Origin of the sequence: Streptomyces sp. NPDC016562 (assembly GCF_043076955.1) — a bacterium.
GTDB lineage: Bacteria > Actinomycetota > Actinomycetes > Streptomycetales > Streptomycetaceae > Streptomyces.
The window spans coordinates 40099-56420 of record NZ_JBIBRZ010000010.1 but is presented as its reverse complement, the minus strand read 5'-3'; the positions used below and the strand labels follow the sequence as shown (position 1 = coordinate 56420).

20 protein-coding genes are annotated in these 16322 nt (G+C 70.9%); 10 read left to right on the top strand and 10 right to left on the bottom strand.

Annotated features, from left to right (window positions below):
• Nucleotides 1-23: 23 nt before the first annotated feature.
• A complete protein-coding gene (locus ACF059_RS30610; protein ID WP_392063542.1) occupies nt 24-1064 on the bottom strand; it encodes a serine hydrolase domain-containing protein in 1041 nt (346 codons plus the stop codon).
• Nucleotides 1065-1069: 5 nt separating this feature from the next.
• A complete protein-coding gene (locus ACF059_RS30605; protein ID WP_392063539.1) occupies nt 1070-1300 on the bottom strand; it encodes a hypothetical protein in 231 nt (76 codons plus the stop codon).
• Between the two features lie 259 nt (nt 1301-1559).
• Here ACF059_RS30605 and ACF059_RS30600 point away from each other — a divergent pair, with 259 nt between their 5' ends.
• The 4 genes from ACF059_RS30600 to ACF059_RS30585 all read left to right on the top strand — a co-directional run bounded on the left by ACF059_RS30600 (nt 1560) and on the right by ACF059_RS30585 (nt 3800).
• A complete protein-coding gene (locus ACF059_RS30600; protein WP_392063536.1) occupies nt 1560-1763 on the top strand; it encodes a hypothetical protein in 204 nt (67 codons plus the stop codon).
• A 301-nt stretch (nt 1764-2064) separates the two neighbouring features.
• Entirely contained in the window at nt 2065-2436 is a 372-nt protein-coding gene (locus ACF059_RS30595; protein WP_392063533.1) for a VOC family protein, read from the top strand.
• Nucleotides 2437-2702: 266 nt separating this feature from the next.
• Complete coding sequence (locus ACF059_RS30590; protein ID WP_392063530.1) at nt 2703-3113, top strand: SMI1/KNR4 family protein; 411 nt, start codon at nt 2703-2705, stop codon at nt 3111-3113.
• Nucleotides 3114-3278: 165 nt separating this feature from the next.
• A complete protein-coding gene (locus ACF059_RS30585) occupies nt 3279-3800 on the top strand; it encodes an AAA family ATPase (protein WP_392063526.1) in 522 nt (173 codons plus the stop codon).
• Between the two features lie 164 nt (nt 3801-3964).
• Here ACF059_RS30585 and ACF059_RS30580 read toward each other — a convergent pair whose 3' ends face one another.
• Nucleotides 3965-5278 (bottom strand): SgcJ/EcaC family oxidoreductase, encoded by a 1314-nt coding sequence (locus tag ACF059_RS30580; RefSeq protein WP_392063523.1) that lies wholly within the window; start codon nt 5276-5278, stop codon nt 3965-3967.
• 97 nt (nt 5279-5375) lie between these two features.
• On the opposite strand from ACF059_RS30580, the gene ACF059_RS30575 reads away from it, so the two are divergent.
• The gene (locus ACF059_RS30575) at nt 5376-5924 is read left to right on the top strand and encodes a MarR family winged helix-turn-helix transcriptional regulator (protein ID WP_392063520.1); all 549 of its coding nucleotides are present in this window, start codon (nt 5376-5378) and stop codon (nt 5922-5924) included.
• Nucleotides 5925-5988: 64 nt separating this feature from the next.
• Here the strand turns inward: ACF059_RS30575 and ACF059_RS30570 are convergent, their stop codons facing one another.
• Complete coding sequence (locus ACF059_RS30570; RefSeq protein WP_392063517.1) at nt 5989-6993, bottom strand: NADP-dependent oxidoreductase; 1005 nt, start codon at nt 6991-6993, stop codon at nt 5989-5991.
• 136 nt (nt 6994-7129) lie between these two features.
• Nucleotides 7130-7816, bottom strand: a complete 687-nt coding sequence (locus ACF059_RS30565; protein ID WP_392063933.1) for an SDR family oxidoreductase — start codon at nt 7814-7816, stop codon at nt 7130-7132.
• 124 nt (nt 7817-7940) lie between these two features.
• Between ACF059_RS30565 and ACF059_RS30560 the strand changes: the two genes are divergently transcribed.
• Complete coding sequence (locus ACF059_RS30560) at nt 7941-8501, top strand: TetR/AcrR family transcriptional regulator (RefSeq protein WP_392063514.1); 561 nt, start codon at nt 7941-7943, stop codon at nt 8499-8501.
• Nucleotides 8502-8717: 216 nt separating this feature from the next.
• On the opposite strand, the gene ACF059_RS30555 is transcribed toward ACF059_RS30560, so the two are convergent.
• Nucleotides 8718-8870 (bottom strand): hypothetical protein, encoded by a 153-nt coding sequence (locus tag ACF059_RS30555; protein WP_392063956.1) that lies wholly within the window; start codon nt 8868-8870, stop codon nt 8718-8720.
• Here ACF059_RS30555 and ACF059_RS30550 point away from each other — a divergent pair.
• Together ACF059_RS30550 and ACF059_RS30545 are read left to right on the top strand one after the other, a co-directional pair.
• On the top strand, nt 8843-9580 hold the full coding sequence (locus ACF059_RS30550) for a 3-keto-5-aminohexanoate cleavage protein (RefSeq protein ID WP_392063511.1): 738 nt from the start codon (nt 8843-8845) through the stop codon (nt 9578-9580). The genes ACF059_RS30555 and ACF059_RS30550 overlap by 28 nt on opposite strands.
• Nucleotides 9581-9749: 169 nt before the next feature.
• Nucleotides 9750-10505 carry a 2-phosphosulfolactate phosphatase gene (locus tag ACF059_RS30545; RefSeq protein ID WP_392063508.1) on the top strand — a complete coding sequence of 252 codons (756 nt, stop codon included), beginning with the start codon at nt 9750-9752 and terminating at the stop codon, nt 10503-10505.
• A 101-nt stretch (nt 10506-10606) separates the two neighbouring features.
• Here ACF059_RS30545 and ACF059_RS30540 read toward each other — a convergent pair whose 3' ends face one another.
• The 3 genes from ACF059_RS30540 to ACF059_RS30530 form a co-directional block, all read right to left on the bottom strand.
• Entirely contained in the window at nt 10607-11809 is a 1203-nt protein-coding gene (locus ACF059_RS30540) for a hypothetical protein (protein WP_392063505.1), read from the bottom strand.
• Nucleotides 11810-11904: 95 nt separating this feature from the next.
• The gene (locus ACF059_RS30535) at nt 11905-12492 is read right to left on the bottom strand and encodes a hypothetical protein (protein ID WP_392063502.1); all 588 of its coding nucleotides are present in this window, start codon (nt 12490-12492) and stop codon (nt 11905-11907) included.
• A gap of 161 nt (nt 12493-12653) precedes the next feature.
• Nucleotides 12654-12896, bottom strand: coding sequence for a DUF6332 family protein (locus ACF059_RS30530; RefSeq protein WP_392063499.1), 243 nt, complete (start codon nt 12894-12896; stop codon nt 12654-12656).
• A gap of 181 nt (nt 12897-13077) precedes the next feature.
• On the opposite strand from ACF059_RS30530, the gene ACF059_RS30525 reads away from it, so the two are divergent.
• Nucleotides 13078-14937 (top strand): serine/threonine-protein kinase, encoded by a 1860-nt coding sequence (locus ACF059_RS30525; RefSeq protein ID WP_392063496.1) that lies wholly within the window; start codon nt 13078-13080, stop codon nt 14935-14937.
• A gap of 28 nt (nt 14938-14965) precedes the next feature.
• On the top strand, nt 14966-15721 hold the full coding sequence (gene pyrF, locus ACF059_RS30520; RefSeq protein ID WP_392063493.1) for an orotidine-5'-phosphate decarboxylase: 756 nt from the start codon (nt 14966-14968) through the stop codon (nt 15719-15721).
• A 104-nt stretch (nt 15722-15825) separates the two neighbouring features.
• Here the strand turns inward: pyrF and ACF059_RS30515 are convergent, their stop codons facing one another.
• On the bottom strand, nt 15826-16275 hold the full coding sequence (locus tag ACF059_RS30515; RefSeq protein WP_366865349.1) for a VOC family protein: 450 nt from the start codon (nt 16273-16275) through the stop codon (nt 15826-15828).
• Between the last annotated feature and the right edge of the window lie 47 nt (nt 16276-16322).

Genomic DNA, 16322 nt, shown 5'->3' with positions numbered 1-16322 from the left:
GTCAGAGGCCGGTCAGAGGCTGGTCAGACGCCGGTGGCGGCCGGGACGGGCTCCGGACCGGGTCCGGGACCGGGTCCCGAGCCGATGATCTGTGCGAGCAGGTCGAGGCCGGGCCGGTCCACGGGCCGGGTGCTGGCGTTGAGGATGACGACGGCGGCCCGGTGTTCGGGGGCTACGGCCAGCAGGCTGCGGTAGCCGCCGGTGCCCCCGGTGTGGAACAGGATCCGTTGCCGGCCGCGGGGCAGGTGGGCCGAGGTCCAGCCGGGATGACTGGCGGCTCTGGCGTTGATGCGGTGGGCGGTGGTCCGGGTGAGGGCGATGGCCTCGGCGAGCTCTTCGGGTGCCGGGCCGATCTGGGCCCGGGCCAGCGTGAGCAGGTCGGGCACGGTGGAGTGCAGGCCGCCGGCGCCGGCGAGGGCGGCCAGGTGCCAGGGTGGGCGCGGGCGGCCAGTACGGGAATGGCCGCCGGCCAGCCGCGCGGTGCGCGCGGGGTCGAGAACCACGCGGGTGTCGGTCATGCCGAGGGGCCGGCAGACCTCGGCCTGGACGAGCGCGTCGTAGTCGGTGCCGGTGTGGCGTGCCAGGGCGAGCCCGAGCAGGCCGGCGCCGAGGTTGGAGTAGCGGAAGCGGGTGCCGGGCACCGACCGCAGCCGGGTGCGCCGCAGTCCGTCCAGCATGAGCTCGCCCGTGCAGCCGGCGTAGGGGTCCGACCGGAACAGGCCGCGCGGCAGGAGGCCTTTGGGCAGCCGGGGCAGGCCGGAGGTGTGGCAGGCCAGGTGAGCCAGGGTGATGGCCTGACCGGCGCGTTCCGGAGCCGGGATGTCGCTGGGCAACAGGTCGCGAAGCGGCTGGTGCAGCCCCACGACGCCGCGCACGGTGAGCTGGGCCAGGGCCAGCGCGGTGAACGTCTTGGTGACGGAACCGATCTCGAACAGCGTGCCGGGGTCCGCGCCGTGCAGTGCGGACTGGTCGCCCCGCAGCGCACCTACGACGACCGCGCCTCGCTGTCGGGCGCCGAGCCGCTCCGCCGTTCGTCGTACCAGCTCATCGAAGTGCGAGGTCATGGTCGTCAGGCCTCCGTCCGGCCGAACAGGCGTCGGCCGCCGTACTTCTTGTGCACGGCCTGCTTGGAGACCCCCAGCGCCTCGGCGATCTGCGTCCAGGTCGTCCCCGCCGCCCGCGCCCGGTACACGAGTACCTCTTCCTGTCCTTCCAGACGGCGGCGCAGCGCGGCTGCCTCGCGCAGTGCTGCCAGGGGATCGGCATTCTCGGTGATCGACGAAATGTCAACTCCAGTCATGAGTCAACCGTAGTTGACTCCCTTCTCGATCGTCAACGTAGGTTGACGAAAGGAAACGCCGAGAGCTGATGCACTCAGGAGCCAATGACCGCCCGAAGCCCCGCCTTGAACCATCACCCGGGCTCGCGCGGTGAGGTGACGCGCGCGTCAGGGGGCGTCACCCTCGTCCCCGCACCGGGGCACTGCGGAGGGGCTCCGATTTCATGACGGAACGGTCACGCACCGACACATCCGCCGAGCGACCTCGTTGGACCCTGGCATGGAGCAGAAAACCGTTTCACTCCCGGACTGGACCGAATACCCTCCGCCGCAGTGGACGCCCCAGAAGACCTCCGCTACGCCGATCTACGACGCACTCGAGCGGCAGTGGCTCGCCGAAGGGCGCGAGGTACCCCGCCGCCCCGGCCAGTCATCCGGTGGCCTGCACCGCAGGACCATCGGCGACCTCTTCCTCCGCGCCTGACCGGAGGAACCACTGCTCGGGACGGGGGCCGTCACGTACGCGTCAGGGCGCGGCGGTTCGCCGTGCCGCGGCCGGCGCACAGGGCGTTAGGGGCCTCACACACGGACCAACGACGTCAGCCGAGGGTCTCGTTGAGCGGAGCGTCGGCCGTTGCCCTGTCCCAGATAGCTGTTGGCGTGGTGCGGCCCTGACCTGCTGTGCTTACGGCTGAGCAGAACGAACACACCCTCCCTGTCCTGCTCACCCGTAGCCAGCCGCCTCCATGGCGCGCATGGAATCCACTGATCGGCTCGGAGGTCTCATGTCCCTGCAGATGGAATTGGTCGCGATAACAGTCGATTGCCCTGATCCGCTGGCTCTGGCGGCGTTCTATCAGCAGGCCACCGGCTTTGAACCGCACCCGAAGTCGGACGCCGAGTTCTCCGGTCTCACCCGCGAGGACGGACTGTTCATCGGCTTCCAGCGGGTCGCAGATTACCGGGCTCCGAGTTGGCCCGACCAGATCGTTCCCCAGCAGCTTCACATCTGCTTCAAGGTCGCGGAGAGCCTGGACGAGGCGGAGGCCCGACTGCTGGAGCTGGGTGCGGGCAAGCCGGATCACCAGCCGCATGGGGACACAGCGCGGGTTCTCACCGATCCCGCTGGGCATCCCTTCTGCATCGTCACGCGCTGAATGCCGGGTTGACGGGGCTTCGACCCGTCGGCGATGGCCGGGGTGACGACGAAAAGGTCCCGTCGCTGAGACCGCCCGTCTCCACGTAGCGTCATCGGAGTCCATTAGCGGCGTTGAACACGGATGACGTCCGGGGTGCGGTCACGTTTCGCGGGCTGGGTACGGCTTCGTCTGGCCCCGGCTGAGGCTCGGCGTTCGAGCCGGAGTGGCGGGAGCCGGCTCTCGGATACGAGGCGGTCTCGGCGTGGGAAGCCGAGAACGGGGCCGTGCTCCCGGAGCCGTACCGGAGCCTGATCGCGGAGATCGCCAACAGGTCCTCGCTCGGGCCACCTGAGGACGGTGGCCTCCTGCCTCTGGGCTGGCTCACGCCGGGCTGGCCCTACGAGGCCGAACGCAATTCCGCCGCGCCGTTCCCGCTGCAGGAGACCTGGGCCTGGGAGGGCGAGCCGCTCGCCGCGGACCACAACGAGCGCGTCGCCGACGTCTACGGCAACGGATCCGTCGTGCTGGGCACCGACGACGAACTCTCCTACTGGGTACTCGTCGTCAACGGGCCCCAACGGGGCAAGGTCTGGCTGGTCAGCGACGTGGGCGCCTACCCCTACCCGGGGCCGGAAGCCTTCGGATTCATGGAGTGGGTCCAGCGCTGGCAAACCGGCGACGGCTGGTGGGACTGACGGCCGTTGCCGAGAGCCTGACGTGCTGAGAGCCGCCCGGGCTCGAACGTTTGGCGGGGAAGTTGCCACCCGCACCGGCATCACGGTCGAGACCCCCGACCGCTTCGGGACCAGATCTTGACGGTTGAGACCACCCGCCTGCCGCCCGGCGCTAGCGTGGGGTCCATGATCGTATGGCTCAACGGCACCCACGGCGCAGGCAAGACGACGACCAGTGCACTCGTGCAGCAGCTGATCCCGGATTCACGGGTGTTCGATGCCGAAAAGGTCGGCGAGACGCTCATGGACATCAAGCCGGGGCTGCCCTGGACGGGCAACTTCCAGGACTGGTCGCCGTGGCGGCCGCTGGTGGTCGAGACCGCCCGCCGCGTACTCGACTACACCGGTGGCACTCTGGTGATGCCCATGACCGTTCTGGTCGAGCAGTACTGGCGTGAGATCAGCTCGGGTCTCGCCCAGCACGGGATTCCGGTACGGCACTTCGTTCTACATGCGGACCACGACACCCTCCGCAAGCGTATCGAGGGGGACAAGGACCTTGGTCCTTCGCCGTTCCGTCTCGCATACCTTGAGCCCTACGCCGAGGCGGCCCGCACGTGGCTGCACGGTGAGGCCGAGGTCATCGACACCACGCATCTCACGCCGGCCCAGGTCGCCCTGCAGATCGTAGAGGCCGTCAAGGCGTGACGTCCGCCGGTCAGTCATCGCTGGTGACCCAACGGCTGCCGCATGCGCACGTGTGACAGGCGGAGTGCCTCACTGGCCCCGACTTGTACGCCCCCAACGGGCCGGCCCGGGGGCGGGGATGCCCCCGGGCCGGCCGGTGGAGGTGTGGGGCGGGGCGGGGCGGGTCAGTCGACTACGACCGTGTTCTGGGCGGCGCCGACGCGCCAGGTGCCGTCCTCCTTGACCAGGATGTAGAACGGGCGGCCCTCGGGCCGGTCGGTGATCCGGGTGCCGTCGGGGAGGACCGGCTGCTGGCGGACGTTCACCGCGGCGACGTCGGGCCGCAGGAACAGCACGCGCTCGACGTCGTAGACGGCGGTGGACTCGGCCATCGCACCGGGCAGCACCTTGCGGGTGAAGGCCGCGATCTCCTCGAAGCCCGACAGGCGGTTGCCGTGGCCGGTGGTCCACACGGGGTCCTCGCGGCGGAAGACGCCCAGGAACCGGTCGACCAGCTCGTTCTGCTGGGCGTGCTCCACCTCGGCTACGAGGCGGCGGATGGCAGCTACCTCCGCTTCGGTCTGCGGACCCTCGGGGGCGCCGAAGACCTCGACCGGGCGGTACGAGCCGGACACCAGCTCGGCCAACACGCTCGGCCGGCCCGGGCGCCAGCCCAGAACCGTACGGGCGGCGGCGCCGCTGACGCTCTGGTCCAGGGCCAGCGCGCCCGCGAAGAGCTCCCCGAAGACCTGGGCGGCCTGCTCCACCGGCACCAGCTGCGGGGCGACGAGCACTCCGGCGGCGCGCCCCGCGGCCCGGGCGAGGTCACGGACCGGTACGGCCGACTCCCCCACGCCGTGCCAGACGGTGCCGGCCTCGGCCCGCTCGACAGCGGCCACGAACAGGTCTGCCAGGTCGTCCACGTGGACCATCGGCCAGCGCACGCCCTCCTCCCCGTAGTACTCGGGTACCCCCTGCTCGCGGGCCCGGTCGACCAGGATGGCGGGGATGCCGCCCCCGCGGCCGTACACGATGCCGGGCCGGACGACGACCGCCCGCACGCCCTCGGCGGCCTCGGCCAACACCCGCTGCTCGATCCGGGGGCGGTAGCCGACGATGCCGATCGGGTCGGTCGGGGTGTCCTCGCCCACCTCCTGGGCCTCACCGGTGGCGCCGAGCACCCAGACGCCACTGGTGTAGACGAAGGGGCGGCCGGTACCGCGCAGCGGCGTGGCGAGCGCCTCGATGACCGCGGTGTCGACGTCGACGTCGCCGCTCGGAGGGGCGAGGTGGATCACGGCTTCGATCTCGGGCGTCACCACACCGGCCAGCGAGGCCGGGTCGGCGGTGTCGCCGACGACCTGGGCGTGCCAGGCCGTCCGGCCGGGCTGCGGTTCGGGGCCCCGGGTGAGTGCGACGACCTGGTGGCCGGCGGCGGCAAGGTGGTCGGTGACAGCGGAGCCGATGTAGCCGGTGGCACCGGTGAGCAGAACCTTCACGACTTTCCCCCTTCGTCGAAAACTTCGATGTCGAAACTATAGGCAGCACGCATCGGCAGTGTCAAATATTTCCACATCGAAATGTTAGAGTGGGGTCATGACCGCACAGCAGCCCGAGCAGACGCAGCAGCCGCACCAAGACGGCGTCGACCGCATCACCGCACAGTGGCGCGCGGTCCGCCCCGACCTCGACACCTCCCCCATGGCGCTGATCGGCCGCCTCTCGCGCGCCTCGCGCCTGCTGGAGCGCGGGATCAAGGAAAACCTGGCCTTGGAGGGCATCGAACCCTGGGAGTTCGACGTCCTGGCCACCCTCCTGCGCTCCGGTCCCCCGCACGTCCTCACCGCCGGCGAACTCAGCTCGGCCGCCATGGTCAGTTCCGCGGCGCTCACCAACCGCATCGACCACCTCGTGGAGAAGGGCCTGGTCGAACGCGCCGTCGACCCGACCCACCGCCGCCGGGTACTGATCTCGCTCACCGACACCGGCCAGGAACTGACCAACCGCCTGGTCGAGCACCATCTCACCGGCGAGGAACGCCAGCTCACCGGACTCACCGCAGCCGAACGCGACCAACTCACCGTCCTGCTGCGCCGCGTCCTGCTCACCCTCGGCGACCACGCCGAAGACCCCACCGCCCGGTAGGCCGCGCAGGCACATCGGGCCCGGCCGCGGCCCGGGCGGGCCGGAAGGGCGACCCGGTCACCCCTCACCGCATCGCGATGACGACCTTGCCGGCCTTGGTGCGGCCCTTCTCGGCGTACTCCATGGCTTCCCGGGTCTGGCCGAAGGGAAAGACGCGGTCGACGACCGGGCGGATCGCTCCCGCGTCGACGAGCCGGGTGAGTTCGCTCAGCTGGGCCCCACTGGCCTTCATGAACAGGAAGGAGTAGCTCACGCCCCGGCGCTTGGCGTGGCGCCGGGTCGTGAAGCTCAGCGCGTTCATGGCCTGCCGCAGGATCGGGTGCGCGCCGAGCTCGCGGGCGAAGCCCGCGTCCGGCGGCCCGGCGATGCTGATGACCTTCCCGCCCGGCTTGAGGACCCGCAGGGACTTTTCCAGGGTCTTGCCGCCGAGGGTGTCCAGGACGACGTCGTAGCCGTCCAGGAGCTCCCCGAAGTCCTCGGCGCGGTAGTCGATGACCACGTCCGCGCCGAGTTCCTTGACCAGGGAGTCGTTGGCCGCGCTCGCCGTGGTGGCCACGTGTGCGCCCAAGTGCCTGGCCAGTTGGAGGGCGATGGTGCCCACTCCCCCGGAGCCCGCGTGGATCAGTACCCTCTGGCCCGGCCGGACTTGAGCCCCCTCGACCAGCGCCTGCCATGAGGTGAGGGCCACCAGGGGAAGGGAGGCGGCCTCCGCCATGGTGAGGGTGGCCGGCTTGTGGGCCAGGTCCTTCTGGTGGACGGCGATGAGTTCGGCGAAGGTGCCGATGCGGTCGCGGGCGGGCCGGGCGTAGACCTCGTCCCCCACCGCGAACCGGGTGACGGCCGAGCCGACCTGGACCACCACTCCGGCGAGGTCGTTGCCCAGGACGAGGGGGAGGCGGTACGGGAGGATCAATCTGAAGGCCCCGTCACGGATCTTGAAGTCCAGCGGGTTGACGCTCGCCGCATGGATCTCGACCAGTACGTCGTCGGCGCCCGGCTCCGGAGGGGGCAGCTCGGCGGCGCGCACCGCGGACTGGTCACCGTACTTCTCGATCAGGTAGGTCTTCAACGCCGTCTCCCTGTCTCGCCCGCCCCAGGGACGGGATCTCTGCTCGCTTCGGCTGTACCGGTACGAGACGTTCTCCGGCATGCACTGCATTGCACTGCCGGCTCATGGCGTCTCACGCCGATGCGGCGGGCGCGCCTCAGGCCGCGTGCGGCGATGCGGCCAGGCTCCGCTTCACGTGCCGGGTGATCTCGTCGGCAAGGATCTCGGGCAGTCCGGCCTCGATGCCGTCCAGTGCCTGCGCGGCGACCTCGGCGGGGTCGGCTTTCTGCTCGGCGGGAACGCTCGCCGCCATGTCGGTGTCCATGTATGCGACGTGCAGCGCGGAGACGGCGATGCCCCGGGGCGCCAACTCCTCCCGGACCGCGCCGGTCAACGCCCACCCTGCGGCCTTGGCCGCCGCATAGGCTCCGAGGCCGGCCGGGTGCAGCCAGGACAGGACGGACAGCACGTTGAGCACGGCACCGCCGCCGTTGGATTCGATGACGGGGGCGAAGGCCCGGGTCACGGCGAGCGGACCGAAGAAGTTCGTGTCCATTTCCAGGCGCACCTCCTCCGGGCGGCCCGCGATCAGCGCCGTTCCGGTGGAGACGCCCGCGTTGTTGACCAGCAGCGTCGCGTCGGCCGCGATGCGCGCCGCGGCCTGGATCGACTCCGCGTCCGTCACGTCGAGGCGCAGCGGGATGACACCCGGAAGGTCCACCGTTTCGGGGCGGCGGGCCGCCGCGTACACCGTCGCCCCGCGCTCGACGAGCTGGGCGGCCAGATGCCGGCCGAGCCCTCGGTTGGCTCCGGTGACCACTGCTACCGCGTCCTTCAGTTCCATGCCCATGCCCACTCCTGGTGCCACGGCCGCCGTCGAGCGACCCACGTGAATTAGATGGTGACTGCAATCTAACCACTGGTCTACGATAGATGCCAGTCGACATCCAAAACTCGGGAGGTGGCCGATGGGCCGCGTATCGCAGGCGCAGGCGGAGGAGAACCGCCGGCGAGTCGTGGAAACCGCCTCCCGCCTCTTCCGGGAACAGGGGACACACGTCAGCGTCGCCGACCTCATGAAGGCGGCCGGTATGACCCACGGCGGCTTCTACAAGCAGTTCGCCTCCAAGGAGGCACTCATCGACGAGGCCACCGCTCACGCGTTCGGAGAACTGGCCCGGCACCACAGGGACGGGCTCGATCAGTACGCCGGGCAGCGCGACGCCGCCCAGCGGGCCCTGATCGACACCTACCTCTCCGTCGAGCATCGCGACAGCGCGGCAGATGGGTGCCCCGCCGCCGCACTCGTCACCGACATGGCCCGCGAGGACGCGGACAGCGAGGCGCGCCGCGTCTACACCCAGGGAGTGGGCGACTTCGCCGACTGGCTCACCACAGAGGACCAGGACGGCATCACCCGGTTGTGCACCATGCTCGGCGCACTCGTCCTGTCGCGGGCCACCAAGGGCTCCCCGCTCTCCGAGGAGATCCTCACCGCCGCACGCGAGGCCCTGACGGACACCGACTGACCGGGACCGCCTGTCAACTGTCTGCGGGGAGCGGCACACCGCTGTCTCGCTGGTCTGCCGCGGAGTCGGCCCCTGCGGCCGGACCTCCTCGGTCGCCTCGGACTCCTCGTCCGACTCAAGCCAGCGGACGGCAGCGGCGAGGTTTCGGCGCGAGGCTCCGGCGTGGATCCAGCCGGCGGGCACGTCGAACCGTGCCGCGGCGTCGAGGTAGTCGGTTCAGCCCATCACGACGAGCTGTCCCGAGGGCGTGTAGAAGTTCTCCTCGACGACGTGGTCGAAGTCGTCGCTCGGTTCGGTGCGGGCCGTGAAAGGTGCCAGCGGTGTCTGGCAGAGTTCTGTCCATGTTGCAGGTGTGTCTGAACGGAGCACGGAGTCCGAGCGGGAGCCGTTGGGTTCCCGTGACACCTGGGGAGTTGGCGGCCGAGGCTGCGCGTGCGGTGGGGGCTGGAGCGGAGGACGTTCACCTGCACCCCAAGGGGCCCGATGGTCTCGATTCGCTGGAGCCCCAGCTAGTGGGGGCGGCGGTGAGCGCGGTGCGTGCCGTCGTGCCGGAAAGAGTGCAGGTCGGGGTTACTACCGGGGCATGGGCGTTGCCGGACCCGGGGCGGCGGGTCGAGCTGATCCGGTCTTGGACGGTGCTGCCCGACCACGCCTCAGTGAACTGGCACGAGGACGGCGCTGAAGCAGTGGCCGGTGTTCTGCTGGAGCGTGGCATCGGGATCGAGGCTGGTATCTGGTCCGGTACCGATGGGGCCCGCCGGTTCCGTGCCTCGCCGCTGGCCCATCGGGTGCTGCGTGTGCTCGCGGAGGTAACCGATACCGGCCCGGGCACCGCAGCGGCCACGGCCGCGACCCTGGTGCGGGAGCTCGGGAAAGGACTCACGGTGGCTCTGCTCCTGCACGGCGAAGACGGCGGGGCCTGGCCCGTGCTGCGAGCGGCAGCCGGCCTGGGACTGGACACGAGGATCGGCTTGGAAGACGTGCTGATGCTGCCGGATGGCTCGGTCGCAGAAGGCAACGCGACGCTTGTGCAGGCCGCGCGGAAGATCCTTGACCAGCACCGCACCCGGCGGTTTTGACCTCACGCAGAAGTTACGGAACACCGGCAGGACGGGCAGGTCGTCGTCCTGCCCGTCCTGCCGGTGTTCCGTAACCCGGACACCCTTCGCTGGTGACGCTCCGCGAGGTGTGGTGCATACCAGGAGGGCTCGGGGACTGCCTGGTGCGGCGCTGGCATGATCGTCGGTCATGGGAGACTGGTTTTTGCAGGCAGGTCACGGGGTGCGGTTCGAATGGGGCCCTGCTGGTGCGGCGCTTCTCGCGAAGGACACTGCCTGTCTTGTCGTCGTCGACGTGCTCTCGTTCACCACGTCGGTGACGGTCGCGGTGGAGTCAGGGATTCGGGTGTTCCCCTACCGCTGGCGTGATGAGACCGCAGCGGTATTCGCCGACCGAGTCGGGGCCCGCCTGGCCGTCGGGCGGAGCAAGGCCACCGGGACATCACCGTGGTCGCTGTCACCGGCTGCGTTGCAACGCGCTCCCTTCACCCCTCGGCTGGTGCTCCCGTCGCCCAACGGATCCACTATCGCCGCGGCGGCTGGGGATTCGCCTGTGGTCGCTGGATCGCTGCGGAACTCGACCGCTGTCGGCCGATGGCTGGCCGATCGGGGCTATGGAACGGCCGAGCGGCCTGCCGTGGTCGTTGCCGCGGGCGAGCGCTGGCCCGATGGCAGTCTCAGGCCGGCACTTGAAGATCTGCTCGGCGCCGGAGCTGTGATTGCCGCGCTGCGCCGGTGTGGCCGGGACCAGCTCTCGCCGGAGGCGGCAATGGCGGCCGCGGCCTTTCATGGGGTCAAGGACGTCGGTGTCGCGGTCGCGGACTGCGCGTCGGGACGCGAACTCATCGAGTGGGGCTATGCCGACGACGTCGCCATAGCGACGGAGCTCGACGCCAGCGAAGCCGTCCCGGTCCTCACTGGCGGCGCGTTCAGTGTGCCTGAGTAGGTGGGAGTAGGTGGGGGTCCATGAGGCGCGACCTCCTGGAATACCCCAACTGGGCTCGGGAACCGGCGCAAAACCCCAAGAGCTACACGGTGTCCGTCCGGTCAGGCCGGTCCCGTTTGTGCGGCCGCCAGTGCCCGGAAGGCCGCCGTGGCGCGGCGGGCGACTGCCTCGGCATACGGGACGAAGACGGCCGGGTCGGCGTGGTCGGTGAGGCGCAGGCGCACCGCGACCTCCGAGGTGTGGGTCGTGTGGTAGGCGAGCCGGTCGGGGACCAGCGCTTGCGCGAACCGTTCGATCTCCCACTCCCACCACGTGTACCGGGTCGCCATTCCGTTCGCGATGCTCTCCGTGCTCACGACTGCCAGGCCGTAGGCACCGGACGGCCTGCGCATGAGGAGGATCCGGTCCGGGTGGTAGGCGTCGGCGCGCCACTGGCCCGCGTACAGGTGCCCCGTCGGCATGTCCGGCGGTGTCCTGAGCCGGGTGGCGTCCGGTAGGCCGGACCAGGTGAAGTGCACCCACCAGCCGTGGCGCACCTCGGACGGCCTGTCCTTGGCGGCACTGATGCCGGGCTGGCCGGCAGCCTCCAGGGCCGCCGCGGTCTCGGTGATCGCCTCGGCCACCTTGCGTACGGCCTCCTCGCGGGCCCGCTCGTTGCGTACGGAGGCGCGGACGCGCTGCCACCAGGCGTCGAGGTCGCCGACCGTCTCGCGCAGCTCGGCGGGCCAGGCGGGCGGCGTCTCGCCCCGCGCCGCCAGCTCCCGCGGAGTGCTCCCGCCCGGCAGCGGTCGGTCTGCGGCCGCCTGGCGCCGCTCCCACGCCTCGAACCGGGCCCGGGCCTCCTCCCGCCGCCGTTCCTGTTCCCGGTAGGCACGTCGGCCCGCCTCGATGCGCTGGGCCTCCTGTTCGGCGATCCGCCGCTCCACGGCCTCCCGCACCGGCCGGTACGCGGCCACCGCCGGCTCCAGCCGGTCCCGCAGGACCTCGGCGGCCTTCCCGTACGCCGCCGCGGCCCACCGCCGGCTCACCAACCGCCTGCGCCATCGCCGGAGACGCGCCTCGACCCGCTCGAACTCGGCTATGGCAGGGGTGAGTTCACTCAGACAGGCGAGGGTGGCGGCATTCCAGGAGGCCACCTCCTGAGGCGTGGCGTCCGCGTGTACGCGCGTGCGCGACAGGCGGGAGGAGCCGAGCAGGTCCGGGACCGGGCCCTCGGCCCCGTGGATCTCCTCAGGGAACCAGTACAGGGTCACGAGACCGGTGTCGGCGAGCGCGTGGTGCCGCCACGACAATTTCAGGGCCATGGCCAGAGGATGCCCACAAGGGCCCTTTCGAAGTCCCCGCCGGACAGCGTCCAGGTTGTTTCCTTCGAAGTGGACTCGCCGGGCGTTCCCGGCTTTCAGTCGAAGAGGTCCAGGAAGTCCGCCCGGGAGCCTGCGTCGTTGGTGCGGCGGGGCCGCATCGGGCGCGGATCCGGGTAGGTCTCCGCTGCGGCCCTGGCGCGGACGATGTCCATCCCGCCGCAGGCCGCGACCGCGAAGGACCCGAAGACCTCGGCGAACGCGGCCGGGTCGCGGAACTCCACGCCGAACGCCCGGCCGTCCCGCAGCGGCACCCACACCACCCGGTCGGACCGTGTCCATTCCCGCACCGGCTGAACGTCCACGGTGGACCGCCCCTCCAGCCACAGCCGAGCCACGTGCAGCAGGTTCACCTCCTCCATCGCCAGCCTCTTGCGCCGCACCCGCAGTTCACCAGCCGTCAGCTCGACGCGCTGGTCCTTCTTCGGGTACCAGACGACGCCGATCCCGAACGGCGCCCACAGCAGGATCCCGATCAGCGGCCAGACCACAGCGTCGCCCCATGACCGGAGCAGCCCGCCGTCGAGCAGGTACAGGGCGCCGAAGACCAGAGCCCACTTCGCCGTCATCCGCCAGAACCCGGTGCCCTGCCGGTACAGGACCCGCCGCTTGTCCGTCATCGCCATGCCCTCACGCTACCCACCGCCCTGTAGCCCCGCGTGAGGAGGTGGGGGACGCCCGCACGGCTCACCCGGCGTCCGGCGCGGTGCGAGCAGCCAGTCGCTGCCGGTCCGCCCCTTGCCGGCGCTTCCTCTTCCCCTGTCCTGGCATCGGCTCAGGGGACCGCTCAGCGGTCCTGTCCATGTCGCCACAGGACGTGGACGACACGGATCACCGCAAGGACACCGGCGACCCAAGCCCCGCCGACCAGGAGGGACTTCTCGACCGCCGGAGGAAGGCTCCAGACGGCGACAGGCCCGGCGATCGTCGCGAACACGACGGCACCGAGGAAGCATGCGCTGAGCAGCGCGTAGCCGATCTCCACGGTGATCTCGTCCCGCTCGGCCTGGTTCCGTCGTCTCGTCGTCATTGCTGAAGGGTCGCATCGGGGCCGGCCGGACGCCATGAAGTTTGCCGGCCCGTTCCGGCTCCCGCTTCGGGGTGGCGCAACGGCCTCCCGTGCTCCGGACGCGCCGGAGATTGGATACCCTCGCGGTGACTTCGGGGCGTCGGCAGGAGCTGGATCGCCGCTAACAGGGGGATGGTTCCTTATGAGCAGTGCACCTTCGGCCGACTTCTTCCAGCCGCTCAAGGCGGACGATCCGACCGTCGTGGGCGGCTACCGCCTGGCGGCGGTGCTGGGTGCGGGCGGTATGGGCAAGGTGTACCTCTCCTACACGCCCGGCGGCCGGCCCATCGCCATCAAGGTGATCCGGGCCGAGTTCGGCGAGGACCCCGAGTTCCGCCGGCGTTTCCAGCAGGAAGTCCGGTCCGCACAGCGGGTCCAGGGCCTCTACACGGCGCCGGTCATCGACTCGGACACCGAGGGGGCCCAGCCCTGGCTGGCCACCGCGTACGTCCCCGGCCCCTCGCTCGCGCACGCCGTGGCCCGTCACGGCGGACTGCCGTCGAGCAGCGTGCTGTTGCTGATGGTCGGGGTCGCCGAGGCCCTCCACGTCATCCACGGCGCGGGCATCGTCCACCGCGACCTGAAGCCCGCGAACGTCCTCCTCGCCTCCGACGGTCCGCGCGTCATCGACTTCGGCATCGCCCGGGCGGCCGACAGCACCGCCCTGACCAACACCGGCGTCAGCATCGGCACTCCGGCGTTCATGGCGCCCGAGCAGGCGTCGGTGGGTACGATCACCCCGGCCACCGACGTCTTCGCCCTCGGCCTGATCGCGGCCTTCGCCGCGACCGGGGCCTCCGTCTACGGTGACGGGCCTTCGCACGCCGTGCTCTACCGGATCGTGCACGAGGACCCCGACCTCAGCGGGCTCCCCGCGGAGCTGCGGCCCGTGGTGACCCGCTGCCTCAGCCGCGACCCGGCCGACCGCCCGTCCCTGAGCGAGATCATCGAGCTGTGCAACGAAGCCTCGCCCGTCCCACTGCGCCAGGGCGAGGACTGGCTGCCGCGCGATGTGACCGGCTCCATCACCGAACGGCTCCAGCTGCCCACCCCGGTGCCGACCCCGCCGCCGCATCCGCCCACGGAGGCGGTGAGCCCTGGTACGGCGCCGAGCGCGGGTCCCGCCCCGACGGCGCTGCCGAGTTCCCCGGCGTCCCCGTACACGCCGACCTCCATGGCCGCCGCCCCGACGCATGCCGCACCGACCCAGGCCGCGCCGGCGCAGCCCGCTCCGGGGATGGCGCCGCCGCCCGGCTACCGGCCGCAGCAGCCGCCGTATCCGCAGCCCGCGCACCCGCAGGCCTCGTACCCGCGCCCCCCGTACCCGCAAGCCTCGTACCCGCCGGGTCACGGCATGCCGCCGACCTACCCCACCCAGGGGTTCGTGCCGACCGCCCCGACCCGTCCCAAGCGGACCGGGCTGATCGTGGCGGGGGCCGTCGTGGCCGCGGTCATCGGGCTCGCGGTCATCGGGTCGCTGTTGCCGGACGACAAGGGCAAGGGCGGCGACTCCAAGGCGTCCAGCGGGGGTGCGGCCGGCGGCAGTGCCTCCTCGGGCACGTCGCAGAAGCCGGCCGAGCCGCAGCCCGTCTCGTATCAGGGCATCGACGTGCCGCAGAACCACCAGCTGATGTTCGCCGACAACCCGCCGCGCCCGGCCGAGGAGCCCACCGGCGCGGGCGTGTTGTACGGCCACGCCGACCTCTTCTACTACCGGGATCGGATGTTCGGGGACGAGAAGGTGGGCACCGCCAACGGGAAGCTGGTCCTGCTGAACAACACGGAGAAGGGCTCGCTGGAGACGTGCCGGGCCGTGACCCGTTTCACCGAAAAGGTGGGGATGGACCAGCTCACGGACGGATCGCAGATGTGTGTGCTGAGCAAGGCCGGTCACATCGCGGTGGCGACCTTCCGCGGCAAGTCCGGCGCGAACGAGCCGAGCAAGTACCTCACCGTCGACCTCACGATCTGGCGCAATGCCGAGGACGTGAAGAAGAGCTAGCGATCAGGCCGGGCGGCACAATGGCGGCATGGACCCGACAAGCCCGCACCCCGCAAGCCCGCACCCGACAGACCTGGACCCGACAGATCTGGACCCGACCAGCCAGATCATCGTCGCCTTGGACTTCGACAACCGAGCGACCGCCGATGCCGTCGTCGCGCGGCTGGGCAACGAGTGCCGCCTCTACAAGGTCGGCTTGGAACTGCTCACCGCTGAGGGGCCGGACGTCGTCAGGGATCTCGTCCGGCAGGGCAAGGAGGTCTTCCTGGACCTCAAGCTCTTCGAGATCCCGAACTCGGTTGCGGGTGCGGTTCGCGCCGCGGGGGCCTTGGGCGTGTCCATGGTCACCGTGCACGGCATGGGCGGCATCGGCATCATGTCCGCCGCGGTCGAGGCCGCTCGCGACTTCCCCGGCCTGCGCGTCCTCGCCCTGACCGTGGTCACCAGCATGACCGACACGGATCTCGCCGACGTCGGTGTCGGCGACGCGGTGGACGAGCAGGTCCTCCGGCTGGCCCGGCTGGCGCGGAAGGCCGGCTGCGACGGGGTGATCGCCTCGCCGCAGGAGGTCGCGGCCCTGCGCGGCGTCCTGGGGCCCGATGCCCTGATCGTCACGCCGGGAGTCACGCTGCCCGGCGGGTCTCCGGCGGAGCACGCCCGCCCGGGGACAGCGCGTGCGGCGATCGCCGCCGGGGCGACCCATGTGGTGGTCGGCCGGACGGTCACCCGTGCCGCGGACCCGGCGGCGGAGTTCCGTTCCGTCCGGGCCGGTCTGGCTTCGTAGCGGACTTCCTTCTCGCGGCGGATGCGGGCACGCGTTCACCAGTGGGCAAGCCGCCTCCAAGGACCGTGCCGGTCATGGGCGTTATACCCGGCGTCGCGCCCCTGTCAGTGTGCGGCACTGCCGAAATCGGGCAGCGTGAGGGAGCCGTCCGCGGCAAGGGGGAATCCCGGGTTGTAGGCGACTTCCCAGCAATGGCCGTCCGGGTCCATGAAGGCACTGGAGTAGAACCCGATCGCATTGACGGCCGCGGGCTTGGTGACGGTGCCGCCCGCCCGCCGTACTGCGGCAAGCAGTTCGTCCACCTCGGTCTCGGAGCGGACGTTGTGGGCCAGGACGATCCCGCCGAACCCGCCGGCCTCGCCGACCTGTCCGGGCTCCAGCCCGCAGTCGCGGGCCAGTTCCTCCCGATCCCACAGCACCAGCGCGAGCCCGCCGGCCTGGAAGAAGACCGTGGCCTGGACCTCCTGTCCCCGCCAGCCAAGGGCCTCGTAGAAGGCCTTGGCGCGTGCCAGATCGGAAACCCCGAGCGTGATCAGGGTGATGCGCTGTTCCATGCGCTCACGGTAGAACGTCTGGCGGGAGGGCAGAACACCGACGCACC

Bases quoted from the DNA above. Each gene is read 5' to 3' on its own strand.
- ACF059_RS30610 (WP_392063542.1), bottom strand. From the start codon at position 1,064: ATGACCTCGCACTTCGATGAGCTGGTACGACGAACGGCGGAGCGGCTC.
- ACF059_RS30605 (WP_392063539.1), bottom strand. From the start codon at position 1,300: ATGACTGGAGTTGACATTTCGTCGATCACCGAGAATGCCGATCCCCTG.
- ACF059_RS30600 (WP_392063536.1), top strand. From the start codon at position 1,560: ATGGAGCAGAAAACCGTTTCACTCCCGGACTGGACCGAATACCCTCCG.
- ACF059_RS30595 (WP_392063533.1), top strand. From the start codon at position 2,065: ATGTCCCTGCAGATGGAATTGGTCGCGATAACAGTCGATTGCCCTGAT.
- ACF059_RS30585 (WP_392063526.1), top strand. From the start codon at position 3,279: ATGATCGTATGGCTCAACGGCACCCACGGCGCAGGCAAGACGACGACC.
- ACF059_RS30575 (WP_392063520.1), top strand. From the start codon at position 5,376: ATGACCGCACAGCAGCCCGAGCAGACGCAGCAGCCGCACCAAGACGGC.
- ACF059_RS30565 (WP_392063933.1), bottom strand. From the start codon at position 7,816: ATGGAACTGAAGGACGCGGTAGCAGTGGTCACCGGAGCCAACCGAGGG.
- ACF059_RS30560 (WP_392063514.1), top strand. From the start codon at position 7,941: ATGGGCCGCGTATCGCAGGCGCAGGCGGAGGAGAACCGCCGGCGAGTC.
- ACF059_RS30550 (WP_392063511.1), top strand. From the start codon at position 8,843: ATGTTGCAGGTGTGTCTGAACGGAGCACGGAGTCCGAGCGGGAGCCGT.
- ACF059_RS30545 (WP_392063508.1), top strand. From the start codon at position 9,750: ATGGGAGACTGGTTTTTGCAGGCAGGTCACGGGGTGCGGTTCGAATGG.
- ACF059_RS30540 (WP_392063505.1), bottom strand. From the start codon at position 11,809: ATGGCCCTGAAATTGTCGTGGCGGCACCACGCGCTCGCCGACACCGGT.
- ACF059_RS30535 (WP_392063502.1), bottom strand. From the start codon at position 12,492: ATGGCGATGACGGACAAGCGGCGGGTCCTGTACCGGCAGGGCACCGGG.
- ACF059_RS30530 (WP_392063499.1), bottom strand. From the start codon at position 12,896: ATGACGACGAGACGACGGAACCAGGCCGAGCGGGACGAGATCACCGTG.
- ACF059_RS30525 (WP_392063496.1), top strand. From the start codon at position 13,078: ATGAGCAGTGCACCTTCGGCCGACTTCTTCCAGCCGCTCAAGGCGGAC.
- pyrF (WP_392063493.1), top strand. From the start codon at position 14,966: ATGGACCCGACAAGCCCGCACCCCGCAAGCCCGCACCCGACAGACCTG.
- ACF059_RS30515 (WP_366865349.1), bottom strand. From the start codon at position 16,275: ATGGAACAGCGCATCACCCTGATCACGCTCGGGGTTTCCGATCTGGCA.